Source organism: Neobacillus sp. PS3-34, assembly GCF_030915465.1.
Lineage (GTDB): Bacteria > Bacillota > Bacilli > Bacillales > Cytobacillaceae > Neobacillus_A.
Map to the genome: position 1 here is coordinate 4,878,073 of NZ_CP133267.1, position 21,454 is coordinate 4,899,526.

Annotated in this window: 19 protein-coding genes and 1 pseudogene; 8 read left to right on the forward strand and 12 right to left on the reverse strand. The window is 38.4% G+C overall.

What is annotated here, in order from left to right:
* Positions 1 to 43 precede the first annotated feature (43 nt).
* The 5 genes from RCG23_RS25650 to RCG23_RS25670 all read right to left on the reverse strand — a co-directional run bounded on the left by RCG23_RS25650 (position 44) and on the right by RCG23_RS25670 (position 6,418).
* Positions 44 to 1,207: a trans-sulfuration enzyme family protein gene (locus tag RCG23_RS25650; RefSeq protein WP_308178009.1), complete on the reverse strand. Its 1,164-nt coding sequence runs from the start codon at positions 1,205 to 1,207 to the stop codon at positions 44 to 46.
* Between the two features lie 146 nt (positions 1,208 to 1,353).
* Positions 1,354 to 1,485, reverse strand: coding sequence for a hypothetical protein (locus tag RCG23_RS25655; RefSeq protein ID WP_308178010.1), 132 nt, complete (start codon positions 1,483 to 1,485; stop codon positions 1,354 to 1,356).
* 662 nt (positions 1,486 to 2,147) lie between these two features.
* The gene (locus RCG23_RS25660; RefSeq protein WP_308178011.1) at positions 2,148 to 2,873 is read right to left on the reverse strand and encodes a class I SAM-dependent methyltransferase; all 726 of its coding nucleotides are present in this window, start codon (positions 2,871 to 2,873) and stop codon (positions 2,148 to 2,150) included.
* Positions 2,874 to 2,919: 46 nt separating this feature from the next.
* Positions 2,920 to 3,453 (reverse strand): nucleotidyltransferase domain-containing protein, encoded by a 534-nt coding sequence (locus tag RCG23_RS25665; protein WP_308178012.1) that lies wholly within the window; start codon positions 3,451 to 3,453, stop codon positions 2,920 to 2,922.
* Between the two features lie 253 nt (positions 3,454 to 3,706).
* Positions 3,707 to 6,418 (reverse strand): S8 family peptidase, encoded by a 2,712-nt coding sequence (locus RCG23_RS25670; RefSeq protein ID WP_308178013.1) that lies wholly within the window; start codon positions 6,416 to 6,418, stop codon positions 3,707 to 3,709.
* A gap of 553 nt (positions 6,419 to 6,971) precedes the next feature.
* Here RCG23_RS25670 and RCG23_RS25675 point away from each other — a divergent pair.
* Positions 6,972 to 8,093 (forward strand): CAP domain-containing protein, encoded by a 1,122-nt coding sequence (locus RCG23_RS25675; RefSeq protein WP_308178014.1) that lies wholly within the window; start codon positions 6,972 to 6,974, stop codon positions 8,091 to 8,093.
* Positions 8,094 to 8,227: 134 nt separating this feature from the next.
* Positions 8,228 to 9,133 carry a nuclease-related domain-containing protein gene (locus tag RCG23_RS25680; protein ID WP_308178015.1) on the forward strand — a complete coding sequence of 302 codons (906 nt, stop codon included), beginning with the start codon at positions 8,228 to 8,230 and terminating at the stop codon, positions 9,131 to 9,133.
* Between the two features lie 579 nt (positions 9,134 to 9,712).
* Here the strand turns inward: RCG23_RS25680 and RCG23_RS25685 are convergent.
* The 4 genes and pseudogenes from RCG23_RS25685 to RCG23_RS25700 form a co-directional block, all read right to left on the reverse strand.
* A pseudogene (locus RCG23_RS25685) lies at positions 9,713 to 11,157 on the reverse strand (DEAD/DEAH box helicase).
* A gap of 148 nt (positions 11,158 to 11,305) precedes the next feature.
* Positions 11,306 to 12,937 (reverse strand): M14 family metallopeptidase, encoded by a 1,632-nt coding sequence (locus RCG23_RS25690; protein ID WP_308178016.1) that lies wholly within the window; start codon positions 12,935 to 12,937, stop codon positions 11,306 to 11,308.
* Positions 12,938 to 12,969: 32 nt separating this feature from the next.
* On the reverse strand, positions 12,970 to 13,758 hold the full coding sequence (locus tag RCG23_RS25695; protein WP_308178017.1) for a hypothetical protein: 789 nt from the start codon (positions 13,756 to 13,758) through the stop codon (positions 12,970 to 12,972).
* Positions 13,749 to 14,300, reverse strand: coding sequence for a hypothetical protein (locus RCG23_RS25700; RefSeq protein ID WP_308178018.1), 552 nt, complete (start codon positions 14,298 to 14,300; stop codon positions 13,749 to 13,751). The genes RCG23_RS25695 and RCG23_RS25700 overlap by 10 nt, the downstream gene beginning before the upstream one ends.
* A 208-nt stretch (positions 14,301 to 14,508) precedes the next feature.
* Here RCG23_RS25700 and RCG23_RS25705 point away from each other — a divergent pair, with 208 nt between their 5' ends.
* Positions 14,509 to 15,150, forward strand: coding sequence for an acetamidase/formamidase family protein (locus RCG23_RS25705; protein ID WP_308178019.1), 642 nt, complete (start codon positions 14,509 to 14,511; stop codon positions 15,148 to 15,150).
* Between the two features lie 8 nt (positions 15,151 to 15,158).
* Positions 15,159 to 15,446 carry an acetamidase/formamidase family protein gene (locus RCG23_RS25710; protein WP_374049793.1) on the forward strand — a complete coding sequence of 96 codons (288 nt, stop codon included), beginning with the start codon at positions 15,159 to 15,161 and terminating at the stop codon, positions 15,444 to 15,446.
* Between the two features lie 103 nt (positions 15,447 to 15,549).
* On the opposite strand, the gene RCG23_RS25715 is transcribed toward RCG23_RS25710, so the two are convergent.
* Together RCG23_RS25715 and RCG23_RS25720 are read right to left on the reverse strand one after the other, a co-directional pair.
* Positions 15,550 to 16,296: a GDSL-type esterase/lipase family protein gene (locus RCG23_RS25715; RefSeq protein ID WP_308178020.1), complete on the reverse strand. Its 747-nt coding sequence runs from the start codon at positions 16,294 to 16,296 to the stop codon at positions 15,550 to 15,552.
* A 592-nt stretch (positions 16,297 to 16,888) separates the two neighbouring features.
* A complete protein-coding gene (locus RCG23_RS25720; protein ID WP_308178021.1) occupies positions 16,889 to 17,053 on the reverse strand; it encodes a hypothetical protein in 165 nt (54 codons plus the stop codon).
* Between the two features lie 409 nt (positions 17,054 to 17,462).
* Here RCG23_RS25720 and RCG23_RS25725 point away from each other — a divergent pair, with 409 nt between their 5' ends.
* The 3 genes from RCG23_RS25725 (at position 17,463) to RCG23_RS25735 (ending at position 20,151) form a co-directional block, all read left to right on the forward strand.
* Positions 17,463 to 17,993: a GNAT family N-acetyltransferase gene (locus RCG23_RS25725; RefSeq protein WP_308178022.1), complete on the forward strand. Its 531-nt coding sequence runs from the start codon at positions 17,463 to 17,465 to the stop codon at positions 17,991 to 17,993.
* 215 nt (positions 17,994 to 18,208) lie between these two features.
* Entirely contained in the window at positions 18,209 to 19,153 is a 945-nt protein-coding gene (locus RCG23_RS25730; RefSeq protein ID WP_308178023.1) for an ABC transporter permease subunit, read from the forward strand.
* Positions 19,150 to 20,151 carry a hypothetical protein gene (locus RCG23_RS25735; RefSeq protein ID WP_308178024.1) on the forward strand — a complete coding sequence of 334 codons (1,002 nt, stop codon included), beginning with the start codon at positions 19,150 to 19,152 and terminating at the stop codon, positions 20,149 to 20,151. Before RCG23_RS25730 ends, RCG23_RS25735 begins: the two co-directional genes overlap by 4 nt.
* Positions 20,152 to 20,279: 128 nt before the next feature.
* Here RCG23_RS25735 and RCG23_RS25740 read toward each other — a convergent pair whose 3' ends face one another.
* Positions 20,280 to 20,714: an SRPBCC family protein gene (locus tag RCG23_RS25740; RefSeq protein WP_308178025.1), complete on the reverse strand. Its 435-nt coding sequence runs from the start codon at positions 20,712 to 20,714 to the stop codon at positions 20,280 to 20,282.
* 266 nt (positions 20,715 to 20,980) lie between these two features.
* Here RCG23_RS25740 and RCG23_RS25745 point away from each other — a divergent pair, with 266 nt between their 5' ends.
* Complete coding sequence (locus RCG23_RS25745) at positions 20,981 to 21,373, forward strand: YybH family protein (RefSeq protein ID WP_308178026.1); 393 nt, start codon at positions 20,981 to 20,983, stop codon at positions 21,371 to 21,373.
* The last annotated feature ends 81 nt before the right edge of the window (positions 21,374 to 21,454 follow it).

The following is a 21,454-nucleotide window of genomic DNA, read 5'->3' on the forward strand; positions in this document are numbered from 1 at the left end:
ATTTAAAAGAATGACAATCTTTCAAAATCAGCTTCTTTTTAAATCAACCTAAACTTTGTTCCTGAACAAGCACTTGAAATGCCGCTGTTAGATCCGCTTTTATTTCCTCAGGATTCTCTAAACCAATATAAAGTCTGACTACTGGAGTGTTTGAGTCATTTTTACGGTGAAGAGTGGCCAGGCTTTCATAACCACCCCAGCTTACCCCAATCCGAAATAATCTCAGACTATTAACCATTTCTCTAACGACTTCATAAGGCAGTGCCGTTTCAAACGAAAGCAAGCTTCCAAATCCACTCATTTGTTTTTTTGCTAAGGAATGGAATGGGTTACTAGGAAGACCAGGAAAATTCACTTTCGTAATAAAGGGCTGCTCTTCCAGGAAATTGGCGATTTCAAAGGCACTCTTTTGATGCTGCTCCATCCGGATCGCAAGGGTACGCATCCCTCTTAAAATAAGTGAAGCATTTTGTGGTGACAGTATGCCCCCCAGCAATAAATGTTCATTTTTATTAATGCTATAAATCAGTTCTTTACTCCCTACGATAACTCCTGCGACCACATCACTATGGCCGCTCATATATTTCGTTAAGGAATGGACAACTAGGTCTACTCCCATCAATAAAGGCTTTTGAAAAATTGGTGTTGCCCATGAATTATCAATGATCGTTTTCGCACCGATCTCTTTTGCAAATGAAACACATGCAGTAAGATCCTGAAGTTCAAAAAGAAGACTTGTCGGGCTTTCTAAATAAATAAGCTTCGTGTTATGCTGTGCAGCATCTTTTATTTCTTCGATACTGCTGCCATCAACGAACGAGGTATGAATATTAAATTTTGTTAAATATTCACTTAAGAACTCCCGCGTCGGTCCATAGGCTTGATCGACGCAAATAATATGGTCTCCAGATTGAACTGTCGAAAGAATCGCAGAGCTTATGGCAGCCATTCCAGACGCAAAGCAACGCGCTTGCTCCCCTTTTTCTAATGCCGCAATTCGTTCTTCGAGAATTTTGACCGTAGGATTATTTCCCCTTGTATACAGATAAGAATCCACTAATGTTTCCCTGGCTTTTTCATAATCTTCCACGGTATCAAAAGTAAACAAGCTATTTTGATAGATAGGATGGGTTACCGCTCCTTGATGCTTGTCGTCATGCTGATCATGCGTTAGTAAAGTGTGATCTGAAAAATTATTAATTGCCATCTGTATCCCCCATAAATAAAAATTATTATTATTTATGATTCGATAAGGGCGTTGTTTTTTCCTTTTCGCAAGGTCCTGTTAAAAGCAAAAAAGGGCTGAAATGAGTCCTTTTTCGAGTTTATTTTCACCTAAAACTAGTCTACCATTTAACCAAATATGGAAATGCCAGTTTTATAACCTGCTTCAATAGATTGAACGAAAAGATAAACAAGCAAAATTAATGCCACAATCCGTGATGCTTTTGGATAACGGTTAAACAATGATTTTATTAATCCCATCTTACATCCTCCTTTTAAGCTTTGTCTAAAGCAGGATATTTTTGTTCTCCAACTGCCCCGGCAGCACTCCGTTTTTTAAAAGAAAGCTATGGTAAACTTTAATGTTGTTTTTTAACTAAAATAATAGAGGTACTTATTGTTAACGGGTTCCGTTTCCTATCGCAAAACGTCAATTTGCACAGGAAAATGCAAACCAAAATGTAATCCTTTTTGCACTATAAAATCTAGAGCAATTTGTAAGGCTAGAGAGATTAATAAAACATTAGATATAGCAAAGGTTTATACCTTGCTATTTTGCTTTTAATTGCTAATTCTTCGGGTTGCTCATTAAGAAGTTTGCAAACCATTTCAGCCTTCTCCGTATCGATTTTTGTGTAGGTACGGGATTCATAGGCGGAGAATTTCCTGCTAATGTTTAGAGGGGAAGCTTAAGAAGCGGATATAAGCGGAAATATTCCGATTAACTGCTCTAAATAAGACAAAATCCAGAGATTAGGATAATATAAACGGAAAAACTACCCTTATTTTTAAGGAAATATGGGTATTTTCCAATTTAGCCGGAATTTTACCGTTTATTTTTCATACGCAGTGAAATCAACATTCAGTTATAACAGTGCCTAAAAGAAAGATGGCGAAAAATCCTTACTTTTAAACTATCTTTTTCATTCCAAACCTTTACGGGACTTTACTATCAGGAAATGTGGGTTTTTCAAAAGCTGGTTGTACCAGTTTGCCGACTCGGGCAGCTTTTCTATAAACTCGGGAACAGCCTGGGGCTCCACAAGTTTTTCCAATATAAAATATTTAGCCGTGACATTCATGATTTCCTGAAGCGGCATTCGGAAAAAGGTGACCTCAACAAGTCCCGACTCCTTCTTGTTCCATTCATCCACCAATAATTCATGGGCAAAATAATCAGGCCTGTCAAACATTGTAAAGTCCATAAACGGGTGATGGACAGAAAAAACAAACTGTCCGCCCGGCTTTAAGACGCGGTTCAGCTCATGGAAAGTCATGTCCCAATTGTCGATATAGTGGAGAGTCAGTGAACTAATGATGAGGTCAAATGAATGATCTTGTAACTGTAGAGATTTGCTCAAATCATGGACCATTATGTTTGCTCCATTACCAACTCTTCTTTTGGCTGCATCGACCATTTCCGGACTTATATCAATTGCTGTAACCTTTGCACCGCGCTGCACAAATTGCTCTGTATACCAGCCCGCCGCACAGCCGGCATCCAATACAGCAAGACCTTCCATGTTGTCCGGCAGCAGCTGCATCATCGCAGGGCGCTCGTAATAGGCATTGCTGCCACTTTCCGTATCGACATTTAGTTCATAATCCTTGGCTAGTTTGGCATAGGCCTCTAAGACTTTATCTTTCATTTTTCCCCCTCCTATTGGTCTCAACCGCTATCTTTTATACTTACAACTAGTTTTTTGACTTTTCAATCATATTTCGAAGAATCTTCATGCTTTCAATGTCTTTAGGCCTGGGTTTTCTTCCAGTTCCTTGCTCGTATACTTGTTTTTCCTCCAATAATTGCTGCAGGCTTAACACAAATGCAGTTACCCCCTGAAGAGTATGAAAATCTGTTGGCAATGCATCCTGCCTCCATTCCCATTCATCAGGTATTCCATAGGCATAAATCCGTCCATCCGGGGACTGTTTAAGGAATACAAAGCTGATATCTACGCCATTCTTTAGGAAATCGGTCTGAAATTCACTTACCGGTATGAGATGGAAACCAGCCTTCACCAGTTCCCTTTCAAGCATCTCTCGGTTCTGCACCCAGGTAACCAAATCAAGATCAGAGTGATTTCTGGTAATCCTTCCAAGCCGAAAATCGATCGCCCAGCCTCCCCTTAACCAGAATCGGGCATCCAGTGACAAGCAAATAGAATTTATTTCACTAAGAACCTTCAACTGGGAACGAGCCAGTTCATTTGTATTCTCGCTATTCATGTTTCCACCCCCTTGGGAATCTTCCTTGAAAGATAATCGAATCTAGTTTTTTTATAAAAATATAATCTAACAATTCTATAATCAATCGAAAGTGTCCTTCTTATTCAGAAAGTGACCTGTTCCTTTCTCTGTGTTCCGACAGGGTTCCTCCTGAATTTTTAGAAGAGAAATGTACCTGTACTTACTTAAAGTGAAAATGAGCGCATAAAAAAATCGAACGTCCATAATGAAGAAGACGTTCGATTTTTTCATATTATTTATTAACTGCACTATTCAACTTCAACAGATACATATCCCTATCATCTATATCACCGGATGTGTAGGAACCAGTATAGCCCAAGACGGCATAGCCGCCATCTTTCGTCGCTTCAATGGAGGAACCAATATCTACTGAATTTCCGCCATACTGTTTAGCCCAAATTTGATTTCCTTTATCATCAAATTTCCATAGGGCAACATCATATGAATTCTCAGAAGAATTTTTGTATCCGGCAGCTATATAATTTCCATCAGAGGTTTTCACTAATCCTTGTGCGGACTGGCTGCTGCTGTCATCTCCATAATAATTCTCCCAAATCAAATCGCCTTTTTTACTTACCTTTGCAAAATAACTTTGGCTGAATATTTCCGGGAAGAATCCGCCCACCCACTCAAACCTTGAAGAATCGCCAACAAGGATATAATCTCCATCAGCATTTTCGACGACATCATAAAGGAAGTCATCTCTAAAGTCCCCTTTGCCAAACGTCTTTTCCCATTGCTTCGTTCCTTTGCTATCTGTTTTAATCAAATAAAAATCGGATCCTCTTCCCATTTGAACAGAATAAGATTGCCCCGCAACGATATAACCTCCATCTCTTGTTGCGACAACATTATATCCTGTATCGGATGCTGCTCCGCCATACTTTTGTGTCCATTGCTCTTTACCATTGCTGTCGATTTTCATTAGGAGAACGTCATTTGCCACACCCTTTTGGTCGTAACCGGATCCAGCCATTACGTAGCCCCCATCGGCAGTTGGCAGCAATTTGATACCACCTTCGTAGAGATCCTTTTGGCCAATTGTATTCTCCCACTGAGTTTCCCCGGTGGATGATAACTTCACAAGATAAACATCCGTTGCCTTACTATCATACTTTCCTGAATAACCTACAACGAGATAACCGCCATCCTTTGTTTGTACAACATCATTACCCCATTCATCCAGTGATTCACTTCCAAGTGGACGGTACCATTCTGTTCTTCCATCCTTCCCAACCTTGACTACCAGCATATCCACGTCTTGGTCCCACCAATGCTTTTCCTCGTTATAAAATATTCCTTTGGTGGAGAATGTTTCGCTCGCGCCTACCATAATATAACCGCCATCAGCAGTCTGATGAACCTTTGAACCTCTTTCCATTAAGGCTCCGCCAAATTGCTTATGCCAATCCACTTCAGCTGGTAGTTGTTCTTTTTCAGAGGGAGCCTGAACCATGCCGTTACCGAAATACTGGTCCTTGCCCTGGTCTCCGATATCCTCAGCACTTTCACGTATGAGGCGGGCTACTTTTTGCGGAGCCATTTTACCGTATTTGCTAATCAGCAATGCGGCAACAGCTGAAACCTTAGGTGTTGCCATCGAAGTCCCAGCCATAAAAATATAGCCATTATCTTTATAAGCACCCAAACAAAGATCTAAATACCATAACCCTTTATCATATCGCTGCCCATCGCCTCCTGGGGCAGTGATATCGATGGAACCCGGCCCGTAATTGGAATAAGAAGCTCTTGTGTCCATTGGACCTGTTGCAGAAACGGTAATAACCCCTGGATCAAGGCCAGGCTGTTCAAATCCAGCTCCGATAAAAGTATAGCCATCCTGTCCATACTCTTCATTTAGGAATTCTGTAACAGTCTTTTTATTCGTAATATTAATACCATCGTTTCCTGCAGCAGCAACAACTGTTACTCCATGGTCAGTTGCATATTTCACCGCACGCTTATACAGAAGGAAATCAGCCACATCACTGCCCAGATTATAATGCTTGCCAGTGGCCGGATCTGTCCAAATGGTTGCGCCTATGACTGCATATCCTCCCAAACTCATGGAGATAACATCCACACCATCATTTGTCGCACCAATAATTGCCTGTGCAACCGTGGATGTTTCTGCACCTCCCTCGGCTCCAAATACACGATAAGACCTGTACCCAATACCCGGTGCTACACCTAAAATACGTCCTTTACCTGCAATGCTCCCTGCTACATGGCTTCCGTGCCCATTTCGGTCCATTACATCTGTTGGATCTCCAGTTTCTGTAGAATCCCCATTTGCACCAGCCGGAACATAATTTCTTCCGCCCATATAGTTTGTTTGTAAATCAGGATGTAAATAATCCACCCCTGTGTCAATAATTCCTACGACAACATTATGGGTGCCGCTATTATTTTTAAAACTGGCACCATAATTGGTTACCTTCTTAATATCCCATTGATAAAAATTATATAAATCAGGATCAACTTCAGGTTCTCCTCCATGATCACCCGGTGGCTTTGATATCGTCGGGCTCACCATGAGTGATTTTGCCTGATAAGGTAATACAGTTTGATATTTTTTAATCAAACCTCCTAATCTCTTTTGCTGGTCAACCTGTGTTGTAGAAGGAGCTGTAAACGCCACTTTTTTCTCAGTTGGAAGACTCATTTTAATGGAAGGGCTAACTGAACTTACTTCAGTATTTTTCTGTAAAACCGTGATTAAATCGGCACTTCCTCTTATCTCGATAGCCCCCAGCTGTGGGATTTCCCTCTCTATCTTCCCTCCGCTTTTTACTACTAAATCTTTGAAACTTTTTGATACACTTTGATTTTTTAATACAACAGTAAGATTAATAGTACTTGTTTTAGTAGATGTGCTTGCAAAAGCAGGTAAAGCAACTGTCAGTATCAGTAAAAATGTCAGAAACATCGAAGTCTTTCTCAATCCATCCACCCCAATCCACTTTTTATGAATGATTCTCTAATTCTTTGATAATTTAAATCTCCCTTCTATGTATTAGGTAATTACCTTGTCAATAATCTTAATATTTAAAAATTATTTTTTTTGTAGTTCTTTAGGTGTCACAAAACCATTTTTTTTAGCAAACCTCACCCTTTTTAGTTAGAAATTAGTATAATCGTCCGATAAAAATGTCACATATTCATTAGTTTAGCGCGTTAAAGCTGTAACTTATTGTTTGAATGAATCGCTTTTTGTTAGATAGAGTTGAATATTGTTTACATATATTCCCAATAAAAAATGCTTGGTGTACTGTACAGCAATTTCTGTACTGGTAACACCAAGCCTCTTCGATTTTATAAAGTATTTCACATCTTGAATCCTTTTTTTCTGTTAGGTTGATCCTTCTTATATCTCCTTAAAAGTAACACTAAGAAAAAGGACCCATTAAAACTGCCAATTTTTATCAAGCTAAGCATATTACTTATACATTTAAACAATAAGGGTTAAAATTCTAATAGAAATGGAGGATAAAATAATGTTTCGGTTTTTTAGGTTCATTGTTATTTTATTTTTATTATATTTATCTTGGCCGTTTATTCAAAAACAGTTGGCTGGCACCAATTTTGAAACGGCGATTGAATCCATTCAATCTAACTTGAAGGAAAACCCACAAGTTGCGGCAACGATCGAGACTATATATGAAGAAATGCAACAAGCTTTGAAACAGCTTAACTTAGAAGCACTTCCGCAAACTCAACCGAAAATTGCTCCGGTAAAAAAAGAAACATTAAAGAAGCCTGCCAGGCAAGTATTTTCTGTTTACAATGTGGAGCTTGGAGATACAAAAGCGGACATTGAACGTCATTTAGGAGCTGCAAAGCGCTCAACCATGAATGAATACGGGACAAAATGGTTTACCTATCACGATCACTATCAAAATTTTATAATGGTTATGTATGATCAAAACAATAAAGCTGTCGGTTTATACACGGACCAGGATTTAATCTCATCCACCAATGGCATCAAATTGGGCAGCAAGAAGGCTGATGTACGTGCGAAGCTGGGCGAACCGATTACTAGAATTCAAAAAGGATTGATGATCTACCAGCTTCAAGAAAATGAGGAATATGATTTGTTTCTGCTTAATGGAGTGTATGCGACAATTTTCTATGATAAACATGAGAACGAAACGGTAACAGCAATACAATTGATTAACAAAAACGTAGAACAAAAGAAAACAGATATTTACACAAAAGCTAGTCCAGCATTAAAGGAAGGTTTTGAGTACCAGTTATTTGATTTAACAAATGCCTCCCGCGTCAATCATCAGCTCCCTATCCTAACGTGGGATCAGCATGTCAGGGAAACGGCCCGGAAACATAGTACCGATATGGCTGTACATCATTATTTTGATCATACGGATCTTAAGGGAAAATCACCGTTTGATCGTATGGCAGATGACCATATCATCTTTCATTTAGCTGGAGAAAACCTTGCTTATGGGCAGTTTAGCAGTATTTTTGCCCATGAGGGTTTGATGAACTCACTAGGACATCGTGAAAATATCCTTCGCAACGGTTACGAGTTTTTAGGAGTCGGCGTAGACTTTAATAATCAATCACAGCCGTACTATACGGAGAATTTCTATGCAAAATAAAAAAAGCTTGAGGATTTAAATAATCTTCAAGCTTTATTAAATGTTAACAAAATATTCATTCTTTTATTTTCGTGAGACTCATTTTTTTAATTCAATTAAATTAGAGTTTTTGAAAATAAGAGAGGAAGTGGGATATGATTTTTAAATCCCGAACTGAACCAGAAAAATTAAAGATTCTAAGAGTTTTAAACACACGAATGATCCTAACACCGGAAGAGAAGAAGTATTATTTAAATCTTGAAAAAGGCTATGAAGGTGAAGTTCAGTTTGATTTATTGACCGAGAAGCTTCAAAGTGATTGCTTGATTTTAAACGATTTGCTGCTTGAAGTAAACAACACAACATTCCAAATTGATACATTGATTATTTTTAGCGAAACAATTTACCTTTTTGAAGTAAAAAATTTTGAGGGTGATTTTTATTACGACGCAGACAAATTACTTACGCTTTCGGGAAAGGAAATCAAAAATCCACTAGACCAAATGAAACGAAGCAACTCCCTGCTCCGTCAGCTCCTACAAAATCTAAGTGTTAATTTACCTATTGAAGCATACGTCATTTCCATAAACCCCGAGTTCACCTTATATCAAACCCCAATTAACCTCCCAATTATTTTTCCGACACAGCTTAATCGCTTTTTGAAAAAATTAGACACAAAGCCATCACGTTTAAATAGCGTTCATAAAAAGCTCGCTGACAAACTGGTTTCATTGCATCAAACTGAATCACCCTATTCCCGATTGCCACCCTATGAGTATCATCAGCTGAAAAAGGGCATGACGTGCAAAAGATGCCACTCTTTTTCGATGTTTGTCCGAGGAAAGAAGGTAGTGTGTAGTGAATGTGGATGTGACGAAGTGATTGAATCAGCCGTTTTGCGCAGTGTGGAGGAATTAAAGCTTCTTTTTCCAGATCGGAAAATAACAACAAATGGCGTTCATGAATGGTGCAGTTTTATTGATTCAAAAAAATATATAAGTAGGATACTTCGAAAAAACTATAAAATTAAGAGTTTTGGACAATGGTCTTATTACGAGTAAAGGATGATATTCAAGGTTCGTTTTCAGATTTAATTAAGAGATTTCTTTTTGTTAAATTTTTTTTCCTTAGCTCGACCTATTAGAGACAGTTTATTCATTCACATAAAAAGTTTAGTCCTCAAGAGAGTTTATTAAAGACAGTTCATCCGATATCTGCGTCGGTGTTGTCCTCAAGACCCCTGAGGACAGTTATGGAGTACCGTGAGCTGGTTTTGTCCTCAAGAACCCTTATTGAGGACAGTTTTTGAGTTCCCTGCGCTGATTTTGTCCTCAAAACCCCTTATTGAAGACAGTTTTGGAGTTCCTTGAGCTGATTTTGTCCTCAAGAACCTTTATTGAGGACAGTTATGGAGTTCCCTGAGCTGATTTTGTCCTCAATGTCCCTTATTGAGGACAGTCTTTGAGTTCTCTGAGTTGGTTTTGTCCTCAAGACCCCCTTTAATAACATCATTTTTTCTAGTTCACTAAAATAGCGTGCCGGTAACCGCCCGAAGTAGCTACTCTCACACCCAAAAAACCATCCACCCACCTCAAACCCAGCATTCAAAAAAGACAGAGTATGAAATACTCTGTCAGTCCTTACTTAATCGCCTTGCTAACTTTCAGTTTCTTTCCTTTGATTGTTGTATTTTCCATGGCCTGTAAGACTAACGCGCCTTTGCCATTGAGGATATCAACATAGGATAATTGATCCTGGATGGTAATGATCCCAATATCATCGGCTGATACTCCAGGAATGTTTGCAATAGTTCCAACTAAATCGACCGCACGGATTTTCTTCTTTTTCCGCCGCTAATATGCAGTTTCATGATATCTTTGTTGATTCGAGCTGTTTTATTATTTTTAACAACGCGCCTGCCACTGATTTTTTCGTCAAAAGCGGCTTGTTCTCTAGCAACTTCCACCTGGGTAGGAGCTTCCATTACAGGTATTTCAAACCCAATGTATCTTTCCACTGCTCTTACGAACTTTACTTCATAAGGTGTAGCAAAGGTAATCGCTTTTCCTTTATTGCCGGCACGGCCTGTTCTGCCAGTCCGGTGAACATAACCCTCTTTTTCCATCGGAACGTCATAGTTAATCACAAGTGTCACATTATCAATATCTATTCCTCTGGCCGCTACATCAGTGGCAACAAGATAGCGAAAATTCCCCATTTTGAAGCCATCCATTACCCCAAATCGATCTTCTTGTTCTAATCCTCCATGGAGTCTTTCACAAGAATAACCGGATTTTTCTAATTCCAAAAACACCGTCTCGACATGTTCCTTTGTTCGGCAAAAAATGATGCAGCTGTCAGGATTTTCGACGACCGTTAAATCCTTAAGCAAGGAAATTTTTTCTTCGTCTTTCACTTCGATTTTGAAATGCTCGATTGTGTCTGTAGTAATTCCCTTAGACTCAATCTCGATATGAACAGGATTTTTCATATATTTATGGCAGAGATTTTCAACATCCTTAGGCAATGTTGCCGAAAAAACCATCGTCACTCGGTTTGAAGGCAGCTCCTGTATGATGGCTTCTACTTCGTCAATAAAACCCATATTTAGCATTTCATCTGCTTCATCTATAACAAGATATTTTATTTCGTCTAAAACTAACGTTTCTCTGTCGATATGGTCCTTTACACGTCCAGGGGTACCAACGACAACATGTGTTTTGTGTTTAAGCTCTTCTTTTTGCTTAGTAAAAGGTTCTTTTCCATAAACAGCCAAGGCTTTTATCAGTTTGAACCTGCCAATATTGGTTATATCTTCACGAACCTGCGCAGCAAGCTCCCTTGTTGGTGTAAGAATTAATGCCTGTGGCTTTTTTTCTTCCCAGGTGATCATCTCGCAAATCGGTATGCCAAAGGATGCCGTCTTGCCGCTGCCGGTTTGGGATTTTACTACAAGATCTTGATTTTCCAATGCTTGTGGTATGACTTCACACTGAACCTCTGTCGGTGACTCGTATTTTAAGACACCAAGCGCTCTTTTTATCTCATCACTTAAGTTATAATCATCAAAATTTCTTTCAGTCATGTACTAACCTCGTTTATTGTATTATCCGACTTAATATATAGAATTCTCTCAGAAGGAATATCATATGCAAAATCTGACTATGTTTCATTATACTTGATATTCCCGCCATTTCCCGCTTTTTCTTAAAACTAAGCAATTTATTGACGGATTATGTACTCTGAAGCGGCCGCTTCCTCACATTTTTGATGTATCCATTTTCGCTAGTTACTCTAACCATAGATTTACACGCTGCCATATTTTCAATTACACCTAGATAGAACGATTTTTGAGCATAAATACAGCCAGCTAATGTATCACCATACACCGTTTCATCCGCTGCCTCGGTAATAAAATCGGCGCTGCACCACTCAGGATAGCGGGATATATACACGTGCGAGGCTTGGTCGACTTTCGTATCCCAATGATAAAAATTCATGCCATCCTGTTCTTCGATTGGAAAATAGTCTGGAAGCCACTGGGTACCATATTTACGATATCGATTTCTCCAATATTCATTCTTCGTTCGAATTGCTTCTATTTTCCTAATCTTTTCTGTTACCCCGGAAATGAGAAAATCCTGGATTCTGCGGTGTTCAGGAAATTGATTTTTATCAAGATCTCTCGTAATTCCATAAATGAAAGCGTTCGGAATCGAATACGAAACCGGGAAGCGTGGCGGACTGCTAAAGCCAGCAAATGGCTGAATCCATTCATGCCCTGGAATGCCGTGGCCATCGATTAGCACATCGGGAAGCCAGCGATGAATTGCATTCGGGACAACATCGGCCTCTCCGAAAATCGTATTTTTATAGCGAACATTCGCAAACTCCAGACCAACGGCATTATATCTTGCGGCATGGTGCTTCCATTCCGGGTTATCAGCTGCCAGTATGCTGTGTAAATTAGAACCATCCGGATTTGAAGTAGGAATGACAATAATATTCACTTTGTTTAATAAGTCCTGTTGTCCTTCTACAATCTCTTTGACCATTTCACGTACAGCTGGCGAGCTTGATACCTCGTTGGCATGATGGCCTGTTTCGATTAGGATGGTTGGTTTGTATAAAGATAGTTTATGGGGAGAATAAAAATCCTCAGCACTAGGCTTTATAACATCCAATACAGGTATAACACAGCCTTCGTAGGAAATACCACCAAGCCATGAATGAACCCCTGGTAAACTAGCCAGCTTCTCAACCTCTTCATTCCAAGCTGGTAAAGAAATAGATTCCCACTGTTCATGGAACAGTAACCTTTCTTCCCCGCTCGATGCTTGAATGATGCAGGAAACGGGTTCTATACTATTTGAACTAAACCTCAATGTTTTTGTTGATACTTCATTTTTCACTTGTGGAGTAAACCCATAAAGCTCAATCCTAGCTGATGGCTTTGCTCCCTGCTTTATATGCATAAAAGGATGTACTCCTCCAGGAGCATCCCAGCGAAGACCCGTCTTATTTTTGCCCAAATGTTCAAAGTAATCCAGCACATTGAAATAGATATCTTCATGTAAAGCTTCCAGAGAGGAAATCCGCTCCTCTTCAATTCCTAATTTTCTCTCTTCTTCACTCATAAAAATTTCAACCAAGAGACGGCTAAAAAAAGGTGCAGTTTTTCCCAGGCCGACCTTACCTAACGGCAGAAGTTCCACTATTTCAGGCATCACTTCATTCATGAAGAATAACCAGAAACGCTCTCTATCTGTTGGATTATGGTATTCTGCAGCCAATTCAGCTTTGCGAAAGAGCTGGATTGACCCGGTTGTGGGATAGACCTTGCTAATCCCATCAATATAATCCATCTCGACCGTTGGTACATCCAGAGTTTGGTTGATTAAACAATTCCCCTCTCTATCAAAGGCCTTAACTCGTAAATTGGTTCAATTTCTTCAAGAAAGAACTCGATTCGGTCCGTTGTTATTTGGAGTTGTTTAATGATGATTTCATCAACCGGATAAAGCTCTTGTAGCCAGCGGTTAGCCATTTCTAGACCTTGAGTGTTCTTTTTACAAACAATATGTATCCTGTCAACTTGTTTTTCGATTAATTGAGGCAAAATCTCTTCTTCGATCCAAAAGAAGCCAGGTTTAAAAGCTGAACGAACTCGAACCTCAGATGCACCTAAACTCGTACTAATTTCACCCGCTAATTCTCCGCGTATATCGGCGGGCTCAGAGATAAATACAACCACTTGATCTGCCGCCTTTTCCTTACTGATAATGTTGAGCAGGTCCTCTTTTTCACCGTTGTTATCCCAGTTTTTTTCATATATAAGAGGTTCCGGGTCTCGCACACTTAGGTTATTGGCAAGTTCCCAACGTGCAAAGGTTCCACCTTCTTCGTACCGCTTGGCTGTAGCTAGGTAATGAAGAGCATTTACAACAGATTTTTCCCCACCCGTGAGATAAACCTGATTGCCGTCCCAATTCACCTCACAAGTGGTAGAATCATTAATCCTTATAATAATTTCAAGTTCTGTCTCACTCTTTCCAGTCAGCGGGAACTGGATACCTGTTGAACAAAGTCCCACCCTTGCTGAAAAATCCGCTGCAGATAGGAGGATCTCTGGAGTGAGTCCATTTTCAAAAGTAAATCCGACGTTCAGTTTACTGTTTAAGTCCACTCTCCCCCTTGAAAAAAGCCCTGCACCGTCCAAAGATTTTGAAGTCCTCCAAGAGTGGCTGCATGAGCTCTTGTTATCATTTGTGGCGGAACCGCAATCCATTTACTTTGCAGTTTATCAAAAGTATTTACTCGATATTTCTGGTCCATCCATTCTATCCGGCTAATTTGTTTTCTTTCCCATTCTTCAGGGAGTCCATGCGGCCAAGAGGATGCCAGCCATCGTAACAAATCATTAACAGTCCCCTCATTCCCACCCTGAATGATCACTTTATTGTGATCTGCTTGGACAAAACCGGTATTCCCTAAGTTAGCATCAATCGAAATCTGCACAACCCGAGATTCACTAGTAGCATTTTTTATAAAAGGAAAAGAAAGTGCTGTTGTTTCCAACCCTAAACGGGCATAGAAATCAATCAACCCCACTGGCATACAGTTTTCTTTGACACCATCAACCTTGACACGGACCCCATCTGGAACCGAATCACCATTGTCATCCACCAAGAATCCATCACATGTCCATATTTTCTTTAGGTCAAACAAGTTGTTCTCCTCCCCTTCGTTTATACAATTTAGTTCGAATCCAGTTCGTCACGCACCCAGTCGCCTAACAAATTTGCTATACTATTCTTAATTATATATTTATTTTAATTTCTTTGTTTTAAAAAATGCTGAAGTAACGTAAAACAACTAATAATCAAAAGTTATATCTATATAAGATGTAGGTTTATAACTTTAAGGAGCGGGGTCATTGATACATACACTAGATATTAAAAGCCAAAACTTACACGGAACATTTAGTAAGGATTATCAACCCATTTTGACCATCGATTCAGGGGATTCTATCAGGTTATCAACACCTGATATTCAATGGGGATACTCAAAGTCAAAGGAAGAAGAACGAGTTATTTTTCAATCGAGAGAGAATGAGGCAAAGCCTGGTCACCCAATGATCGGACCTATTGCGATTCGCAGCGCAAAACCTGGTATGGTTTTAGAAGTTAAATTGAATGATATTGTCCCAGGATGGTATGGACGAAATTGGGCAGGCGGTATACAGAATTGGCAAAACACGCAGCTTGGATTAACGGAGGTAGAGAAAGTTCAACTAGATTGGGAATTTAATACAATGACTAATACTGGTTCATGTACAATTGGGGAAAATAAATTCCATGTCGGACTCCAGCCCTTCATTGGTTTAATGGGAGTTGCTCCTGCGGAACCTGGCGTGCACCCAACACCTCCTCCACGTTATTGCGGTGGGAATATTGACTGCAAGGAACTAGTAAGAGGAAGTAGTCTGTTTTTACCGATTTCTGCAGATGGAGGCCTCTTTCAATTGGAGATGGTCACGCTGCACAAGGAGATGGGGAAGTTTCCGGTACTGCCATAGAGTGTCCAATGGATTTGGTCGATATTACTTTAATAGTTAGGGATGATATACAACTAAAAATGCCAAGAGCCCATACTCCTTCTGGCTGGATTACATTTGGCTTTAATGAAGATTTAAATATTGCCACCGCTGTGGCTCTTAATGAAATGGTTGAGCTTATAAAGGAGTTTTACACTATCGGGAAGGCTGAAGCATTAGCACTTGCCAGTGTTGCAGTTGATCTGCGAATTACACAAGTTGTTAACGGAGTTAAAGGCGTTCATGCTATCTTACCTCATGGGTCTATAAGGAAATAAACATAAATTCTTTACCTTTTCCACCACAGAGCAAAAAAATAATGTGCCTGACCCTCGATATGTTTTCACATGAAACGAGGTCAGGCACAATGTCTTTTCATTATTATTTACTCAATGCTTTTAAACCAGCTTCAGCAATCTTTTTATGTCCGGCCAGCGTCGGGTGAATGTCATTTGTTAATACGTATTTTGCTTGATTTTCACCGAAGGCTGTAAATGCGTCTGCAAGTAAAACGTTTTTAAGCTGCAGATTGGCAACATCAACTAATTGTTTCACTTGTGCATTGAGAGCCGGGAGTACATTCAATGCTACATAATGAAGTGGATCATTCAATTGGAATGGGTTGTAGAAGTTGTATACGACAATAGGTGCATCGCTTATTTTTCTTATTTCTGCCACTGTTGCAGATAGGTTTGAAAAGACTTTGCTGCTACCAATGTATTGCATTAAATAATAATTTAATAACTGCGGATTTCCATTGCTTGCCGCATATGCCTGTTTTAAGGCTGCTAATAAATCATTGTTGCCAATATTAAGAGTGATAAAGGTTGCTTGTCTGACGTTTTCACGGAAAAGCGTGTCGTTTTGCAGCTTTGCTAATAAACCATCCGTTTTTAAACCGGGAATACCCAGGTCACTAACCTGCATATTTGTTAAGTACCCCATAAAGTAAGGAAAAGCGTCTTTAGAAGGTCCGGCAGTATTGTCACCCAGATTGTATCCGTATGGAATGGAATCTCCTAAAGCTACTAGTGACCTTTTATTTTGTTCACTTATTGCAAATGCTGAGGTGGTAAAGACTAAACTGACTGCTAACAGCAACAAAAAAGATTTAAAGATTTTTTTCAATCAAAAACCCTCCCTTTGTATTAGAAACAACTTAATTATAGATTCCAACATTTAAGAAAGGTGTCACAATGTGGGAGGTTGGTACTATTTATTATAGTATGATTTTCCTAAGAAATACCCTGGAATTATTTATAATTAACCTTAGGACTCCAATCTTTATTTCCTTCAGGCAGAAGTTCAAATAGAGACCAAATACTGCAATAATCATCCCCAGGGCCAAACGCTGCTTTTGTATAGTGCTTAATTTCTCCATCATCATTTTTAATTAAGACAGATACACCTTGAAGTGGATATCCCCTCTCATCCTTAAACCCTTGATCTTCTTTAAAAGTGGTTCCTTCTGAAGATGCACACTTGAATGCCCATCCCCTGCTCTTTGAAAACTGGCCAGTGTCTCGTATTGATCTGGACTTATTAAAACGAAGGAAGCTCTGTTTTCAATATGCTATGTGTTATTAAGTATTTTTTTGAATTCATTTTGCTAAAAGTCATGCTTCTGTTCTAAACTTATCAAAAATAAAGCATTCAACCTATTTTCACCTATATTTGAATACAATACCTAAGAACTTTTGAAATAAATATTTCCATTTATTTATCTTGTTTTAGATAAAAGTGCTTGAACAAGGGGGAATAATTCTGTAAGTTCAACTAACCTAACAGTTCCATGATTGCTAATTTCGCAGTATCCACTATCATAAATATAATAAATGGTATATATTTCTGATTCAAACAATACTTTATCACCATTAGCTAGCATCAAAAACACTCCCTTTATCTACCTACAAAATAATGATAAGGCGGATGCTTAGAGAAGTAAATTGGAGTTATTGTGAAGGATTAATCAGTATAAATAATAGAATAGAATGCAATATGGTAGTAATAAAGTGGTAATTCATAATAAATTTTTCAAGGTATGACCATAAATAGCCAATAGAATAGGCCAATGGTCGCTTTGCCGTCTAATAAAATTACCCCAAATTATTCTGGGTCTTTGATTCAATCGCCACCTTTTCATCCCAATAGCAATATCTTATAATGACTTTAATACATGCGTTAGAATGGGATAACTTAATCAATCGTTATGTGTTTAAGTACGAGCATAGATAAGTTTCCTCGGAAATATTTGAATTTTTAGAATATAATATAAAATAAAAGGAGTGAAGAGTATGAATTTACAATACGAGGTTATTCCTGAAGAAAAAATTGAATACTGCAGAGATCTATGTAATGAACTCATGGCCTTTCAAAAATCTAAATCTTACATAACACCTGAATTGTTTGACAACATGAATTTTGACACGCGGATGATTCCTTCATTAAAAAGTGCAATACATAATTATATTGTCGTAGTTAAAGATGAAGATAACATAGTAGGTTATGTATATTCAAATATCTCTCCAAAAGAAACCTATTCAAATGATTTTGCTACATTCTTTGACCTTTCTTCAGTTAGTAAAAAGAATGTCGGCTGTTTATCCCAATTTTATATTAAAGAAGGCTACAGACAATATGGGGTTGGTTCTACCCTTTTCAATATGTCAATGAAGTGGTTGAAACAATTTGATGATATCGAAAATTATTTTATCTTTGTCTCAAATGGCAATGAAGACGCCTTGGAGTTCTATAAACGCAAGGGTTTTTCTGTAAGCCATGACATATTAGATGGTTTTATAACCGTTTTACGCAACAAAAAATAAGTTTAAAAAGCGTCCACTGTAGGCCATACAGTGGACGCTTTTTTTGGGGTGAGAAATAGATTTTCGATTCAGTATTTTACTAAAACGATAGTATAATAAATTAACAAAAATATTTGAAATTGTCTTATATTCTCACAAATGTGACATTTTAATTTCAAAATGGTATTATATGGGTTATCTACTAATTTATTCTACTAATCTTGAAAGGATTCGTTATGAAAATTCTACTTCGTTTAATAAGCAGTTTCGTTCTTTGGATTATCATGGCAGTAGTTATTATTTTAATCGTGCTGCTCCCAAGAGACATGCAATCCCATCGGGTAGGCATGGAAGATGTCATGTCCTACCACTTCACCTGGTCAGGCTATAAACATAATATTGTTGATTATTTTGAGAATGTTAAAAAAGAGAAAAGTCTTGGGAAAACTGTCGCTAATGAACCCGTTGAATGGGAACTTGTCCATTACGGATTTAGAAGCATCGTCATTATTGTACCAGCACTTTTCCTTAGTATTGTGATTGGTATTTATAAAGGGATTTTTGATTACCGGCGCAATCGCGGATTATGGAAAATACTCGGTGAAGGAACGACTTGGATTGGGCAATCCGTTCCGGACTTTTTTATCATTTTAATTATTGAAACGATTATTTCCTTAACTATCCATCGTGTTTATCCGCATCTTCAATTATACGGTTATGCACATTGGTACAATATCTTCCTGCCGATTATCTTCTTATCGTTTTATCCTGCTTCTGTCATTGCGGGTTTCACGACTCAGGCACTGAAGGAAGAGGATGAAAAAGATTACATTCTGACAGCCAGGGCAAAGGGTTTGTCAGAAAAAATCGTGCTGCGGAGCCATATTCTTCGCAATTGCGTGCCAAAGCTCCTTCATCACTTTATGCCCATCACATTAACATTGCTTTCTTCCATGTTCTTAGTGGAAATGCTGACACTGTATCGAGCCATGGGAAGCAGATTGATGGAAGCCGTAAAAATGAAAGAGACCATTTCATCAGCGGCCAAATCAATGCCAATTGATACTTCGGCTGCCATATGCTTTAGTTTAGCTTTCATGCTGCTGCTTTTAATTACTCAATGGATAAGCCTTGCTTTAAAATACTACCTAGTCCCGGCAAGTAAGGAGGAACAATCATGAAAAGAGTACCCTACTTATGGATTGGTATTATCGGAACCAGTATTCTGGCGATTATTTTTATCTTTGGACCTTATTTACCTAACGTCGATCCTAAAATTAAAGAACATTACCATATTTTAGGACCAGGCGGTAATTTGGATTTTATCCTGCCACCTTATCCACCTTCCGAACGATTCCCTTTAGGAAGTGACTCTAAAGGAAGGGATATATACAGCGCACTGATTATCGGAACGCGGGAAACGTTATTGAATGTGGGAGCGATTTCCCTTTTCACCTTCTTATTGGCCATTCCATTCGGGGTTGGTGCATCCCATATACGGTTTTTAAGAACTTTGCTTGACGGCTGGAATTTTCTTTTTGCGAGGATACCTGTATTTTTCTTTATTGTATTATTAACTACGATTCCTTTCTTTGTTTTTTCCCATCAGCGTCCCTTCTGGATGGTTACGCTCATCATTGTATTAGAGCTTGGGAAAGTCGCAGAGTTTGTACGGAAAACCGTTACAGAAATACAGCAAACCACCTATTACGATGCTGGTATCGTCTCGGGGACAAAAATTTGGGGACTTTGGAAATGGTATTATTGGCCGGGTTGCTTTTCCCAATGGCTCTCGTATTTTATCCAGCATATGGCAATGATGCTATTTTTACTAGGGCAATTAGGCTTTTTTAGTATCTATGTTTCCCAGCGTTTTGAACAGATTAAGGGTGGAGTTGCGCATGTTTTCACCATGTATGGACTTGTTAATACCTCGATTGGCTGGCCAACCTTCTTAGGCCGCACGTTTCTTGATATTTACTTTTGTCCCTGGGTGCCAATTGAAGCATGTATCGTTATCACACTCACGATTTTCTCATTCATCGCTTTAGGCAAAGGAATCCTGCAATATTCATTATTAAAGCAAAAGGGAATGATTTATCGTAAGGAAAGCGGTTCTATTATGGATCGTTTCTCCTTTAAGTTTTTATTTAAAAAGGAAAGTGAAATATCAAAATAGATATTAATGAGAAGATCTAGCTTACTAGCTAGATCTTTTTCTGTGTATTTCGAGTGGAATACTAATATTTTCTTGAGTATCCTACCTCTTTCGACAGTAAAAAAAGAGCCAAAAGGCTCTTGATGGGTTCACTTCACTATTCCAGCTCTCAAATTAGGAATGCCAAATTCCAAATAACCCTTTAAGCAGGTTAGCATGTATACCCAACCTTCTTTATTATCTAACAGATTATTTATGAGATTATCATCCTTTTCATTAAAGCCTTCTTCGTTTACTTCTATAATGGTATTTGAAGGATCCAACTCTTTCAGTGTAATCGTGACAACATGTCCGTCTCCGGTTGTCCCCCATTGGAAAACGATTTTTCGATTTTCCTCGATTTCCAATACTTTTATGTCCACCTCTGCATTGTATTCATCATATCTCAACGTAATAGTTTTGCCTTGTTCCCATCTTCCAGATCCAGATGAAAACCAATAATTGGACATTTTCACCGGGTCTATAAGAGCTTCAAATACAGCATCAGCAGGCTTAACTATTTTAAATTTCGTCAGGTTGTTCATACTAAATCAACTCTCTTTCGTTTTTAGAAAGAACTATAATTGTTCCATGGTTTCAAAACATAAGTGATCAGTGAAACTTTATCCATACCTCCATTATATGCAACCATTTAGATGCATGTCAAGAATGGTTGGTTTACAGCTGATTTTCTTTTCGGGGAGTTTAAGTAGGGAAGATTTATTTGAAAAAAATGAATATATTTTCCAATAAAAGGATGTATAAATGTGTTATGATCTATATAGATAGTGCTATCTAGGGGGGATTTTAGATGGAACACGAATTAAAAGAGTTAATTAAAAAGGCTGACCTTGCCATAAAGAATGAAGATTTTGATACATTGATGAATTACTATACAGATGATGCCATTTTAGTTGTAAAACCTGGAACGATTGCAAAGGGAAAAGATGAAATTAAAAAAGCGTTTATTGCCATTGCAAAATACTTCAATAACAGTATTGTCCCAACACAGGGAGAAATGATTATTTTAGAAGCAGGTGAAACTGCATTGGTTTTATCCCATACATTTCTTGAAGCCGTTAAAAAAAGTGATTCGGAGTATTCAATGGATAGAAGGGCAACATATGTATATAAGAAAAATTCACAAGGCGAATGGCTGTGTGCAATTGATAACTCATCTGGTACAGAATTAATCAATAAATAGACATTAATAGTTTGTGAATAAATGTACTTTAGAGTGCGTTAGTTTAATAAGGATCTGGAATGCAATAAAGAAAACTCGCCA

Bases quoted from the DNA above. Each gene is read 5' to 3' on its own strand.
- RCG23_RS25650 (WP_308178009.1), bottom strand. From the start codon at position 1,207: ATGGCAATTAATAATTTTTCAGATCACACTTTACTAACGCATGATCAG.
- RCG23_RS25655 (WP_308178010.1), bottom strand. From the start codon at position 1,485: ATGGGATTAATAAAATCATTGTTTAACCGTTATCCAAAAGCATCACGG.
- RCG23_RS25660 (WP_308178011.1), bottom strand. From the start codon at position 2,873: ATGAAAGATAAAGTCTTAGAGGCCTATGCCAAACTAGCCAAGGATTAT.
- RCG23_RS25665 (WP_308178012.1), bottom strand. From the start codon at position 3,453: ATGAATAGCGAGAATACAAATGAACTGGCTCGTTCCCAGTTGAAGGTT.
- RCG23_RS25675 (WP_308178014.1), top strand. From the start codon at position 6,972: ATGTTTCGGTTTTTTAGGTTCATTGTTATTTTATTTTTATTATATTTA.
- RCG23_RS25680 (WP_308178015.1), top strand. From the start codon at position 8,228: ATGATTTTTAAATCCCGAACTGAACCAGAAAAATTAAAGATTCTAAGA.
- RCG23_RS25690 (WP_308178016.1), bottom strand. From the start codon at position 12,937: ATGGATTATATTGATGGGATTAGCAAGGTCTATCCCACAACCGGGTCA.
- RCG23_RS25710 (WP_374049793.1), top strand. From the start codon at position 15,159: ATGGATTTGGTCGATATTACTTTAATAGTTAGGGATGATATACAACTA.
- RCG23_RS25720 (WP_308178021.1), bottom strand. From the start codon at position 17,053: ATGCTAGCTAATGGTGATAAAGTATTGTTTGAATCAGAAATATATACC.
- RCG23_RS25725 (WP_308178022.1), top strand. From the start codon at position 17,463: ATGAATTTACAATACGAGGTTATTCCTGAAGAAAAAATTGAATACTGC.
- RCG23_RS25730 (WP_308178023.1), top strand. From the start codon at position 18,209: ATGAAAATTCTACTTCGTTTAATAAGCAGTTTCGTTCTTTGGATTATC.
- RCG23_RS25735 (WP_308178024.1), top strand. From the start codon at position 19,150: ATGAAAAGAGTACCCTACTTATGGATTGGTATTATCGGAACCAGTATT.
- RCG23_RS25740 (WP_308178025.1), bottom strand. From the start codon at position 20,714: ATGAACAACCTGACGAAATTTAAAATAGTTAAGCCTGCTGATGCTGTA.
- RCG23_RS25745 (WP_308178026.1), top strand. From the start codon at position 20,981: ATGGAACACGAATTAAAAGAGTTAATTAAAAAGGCTGACCTTGCCATA.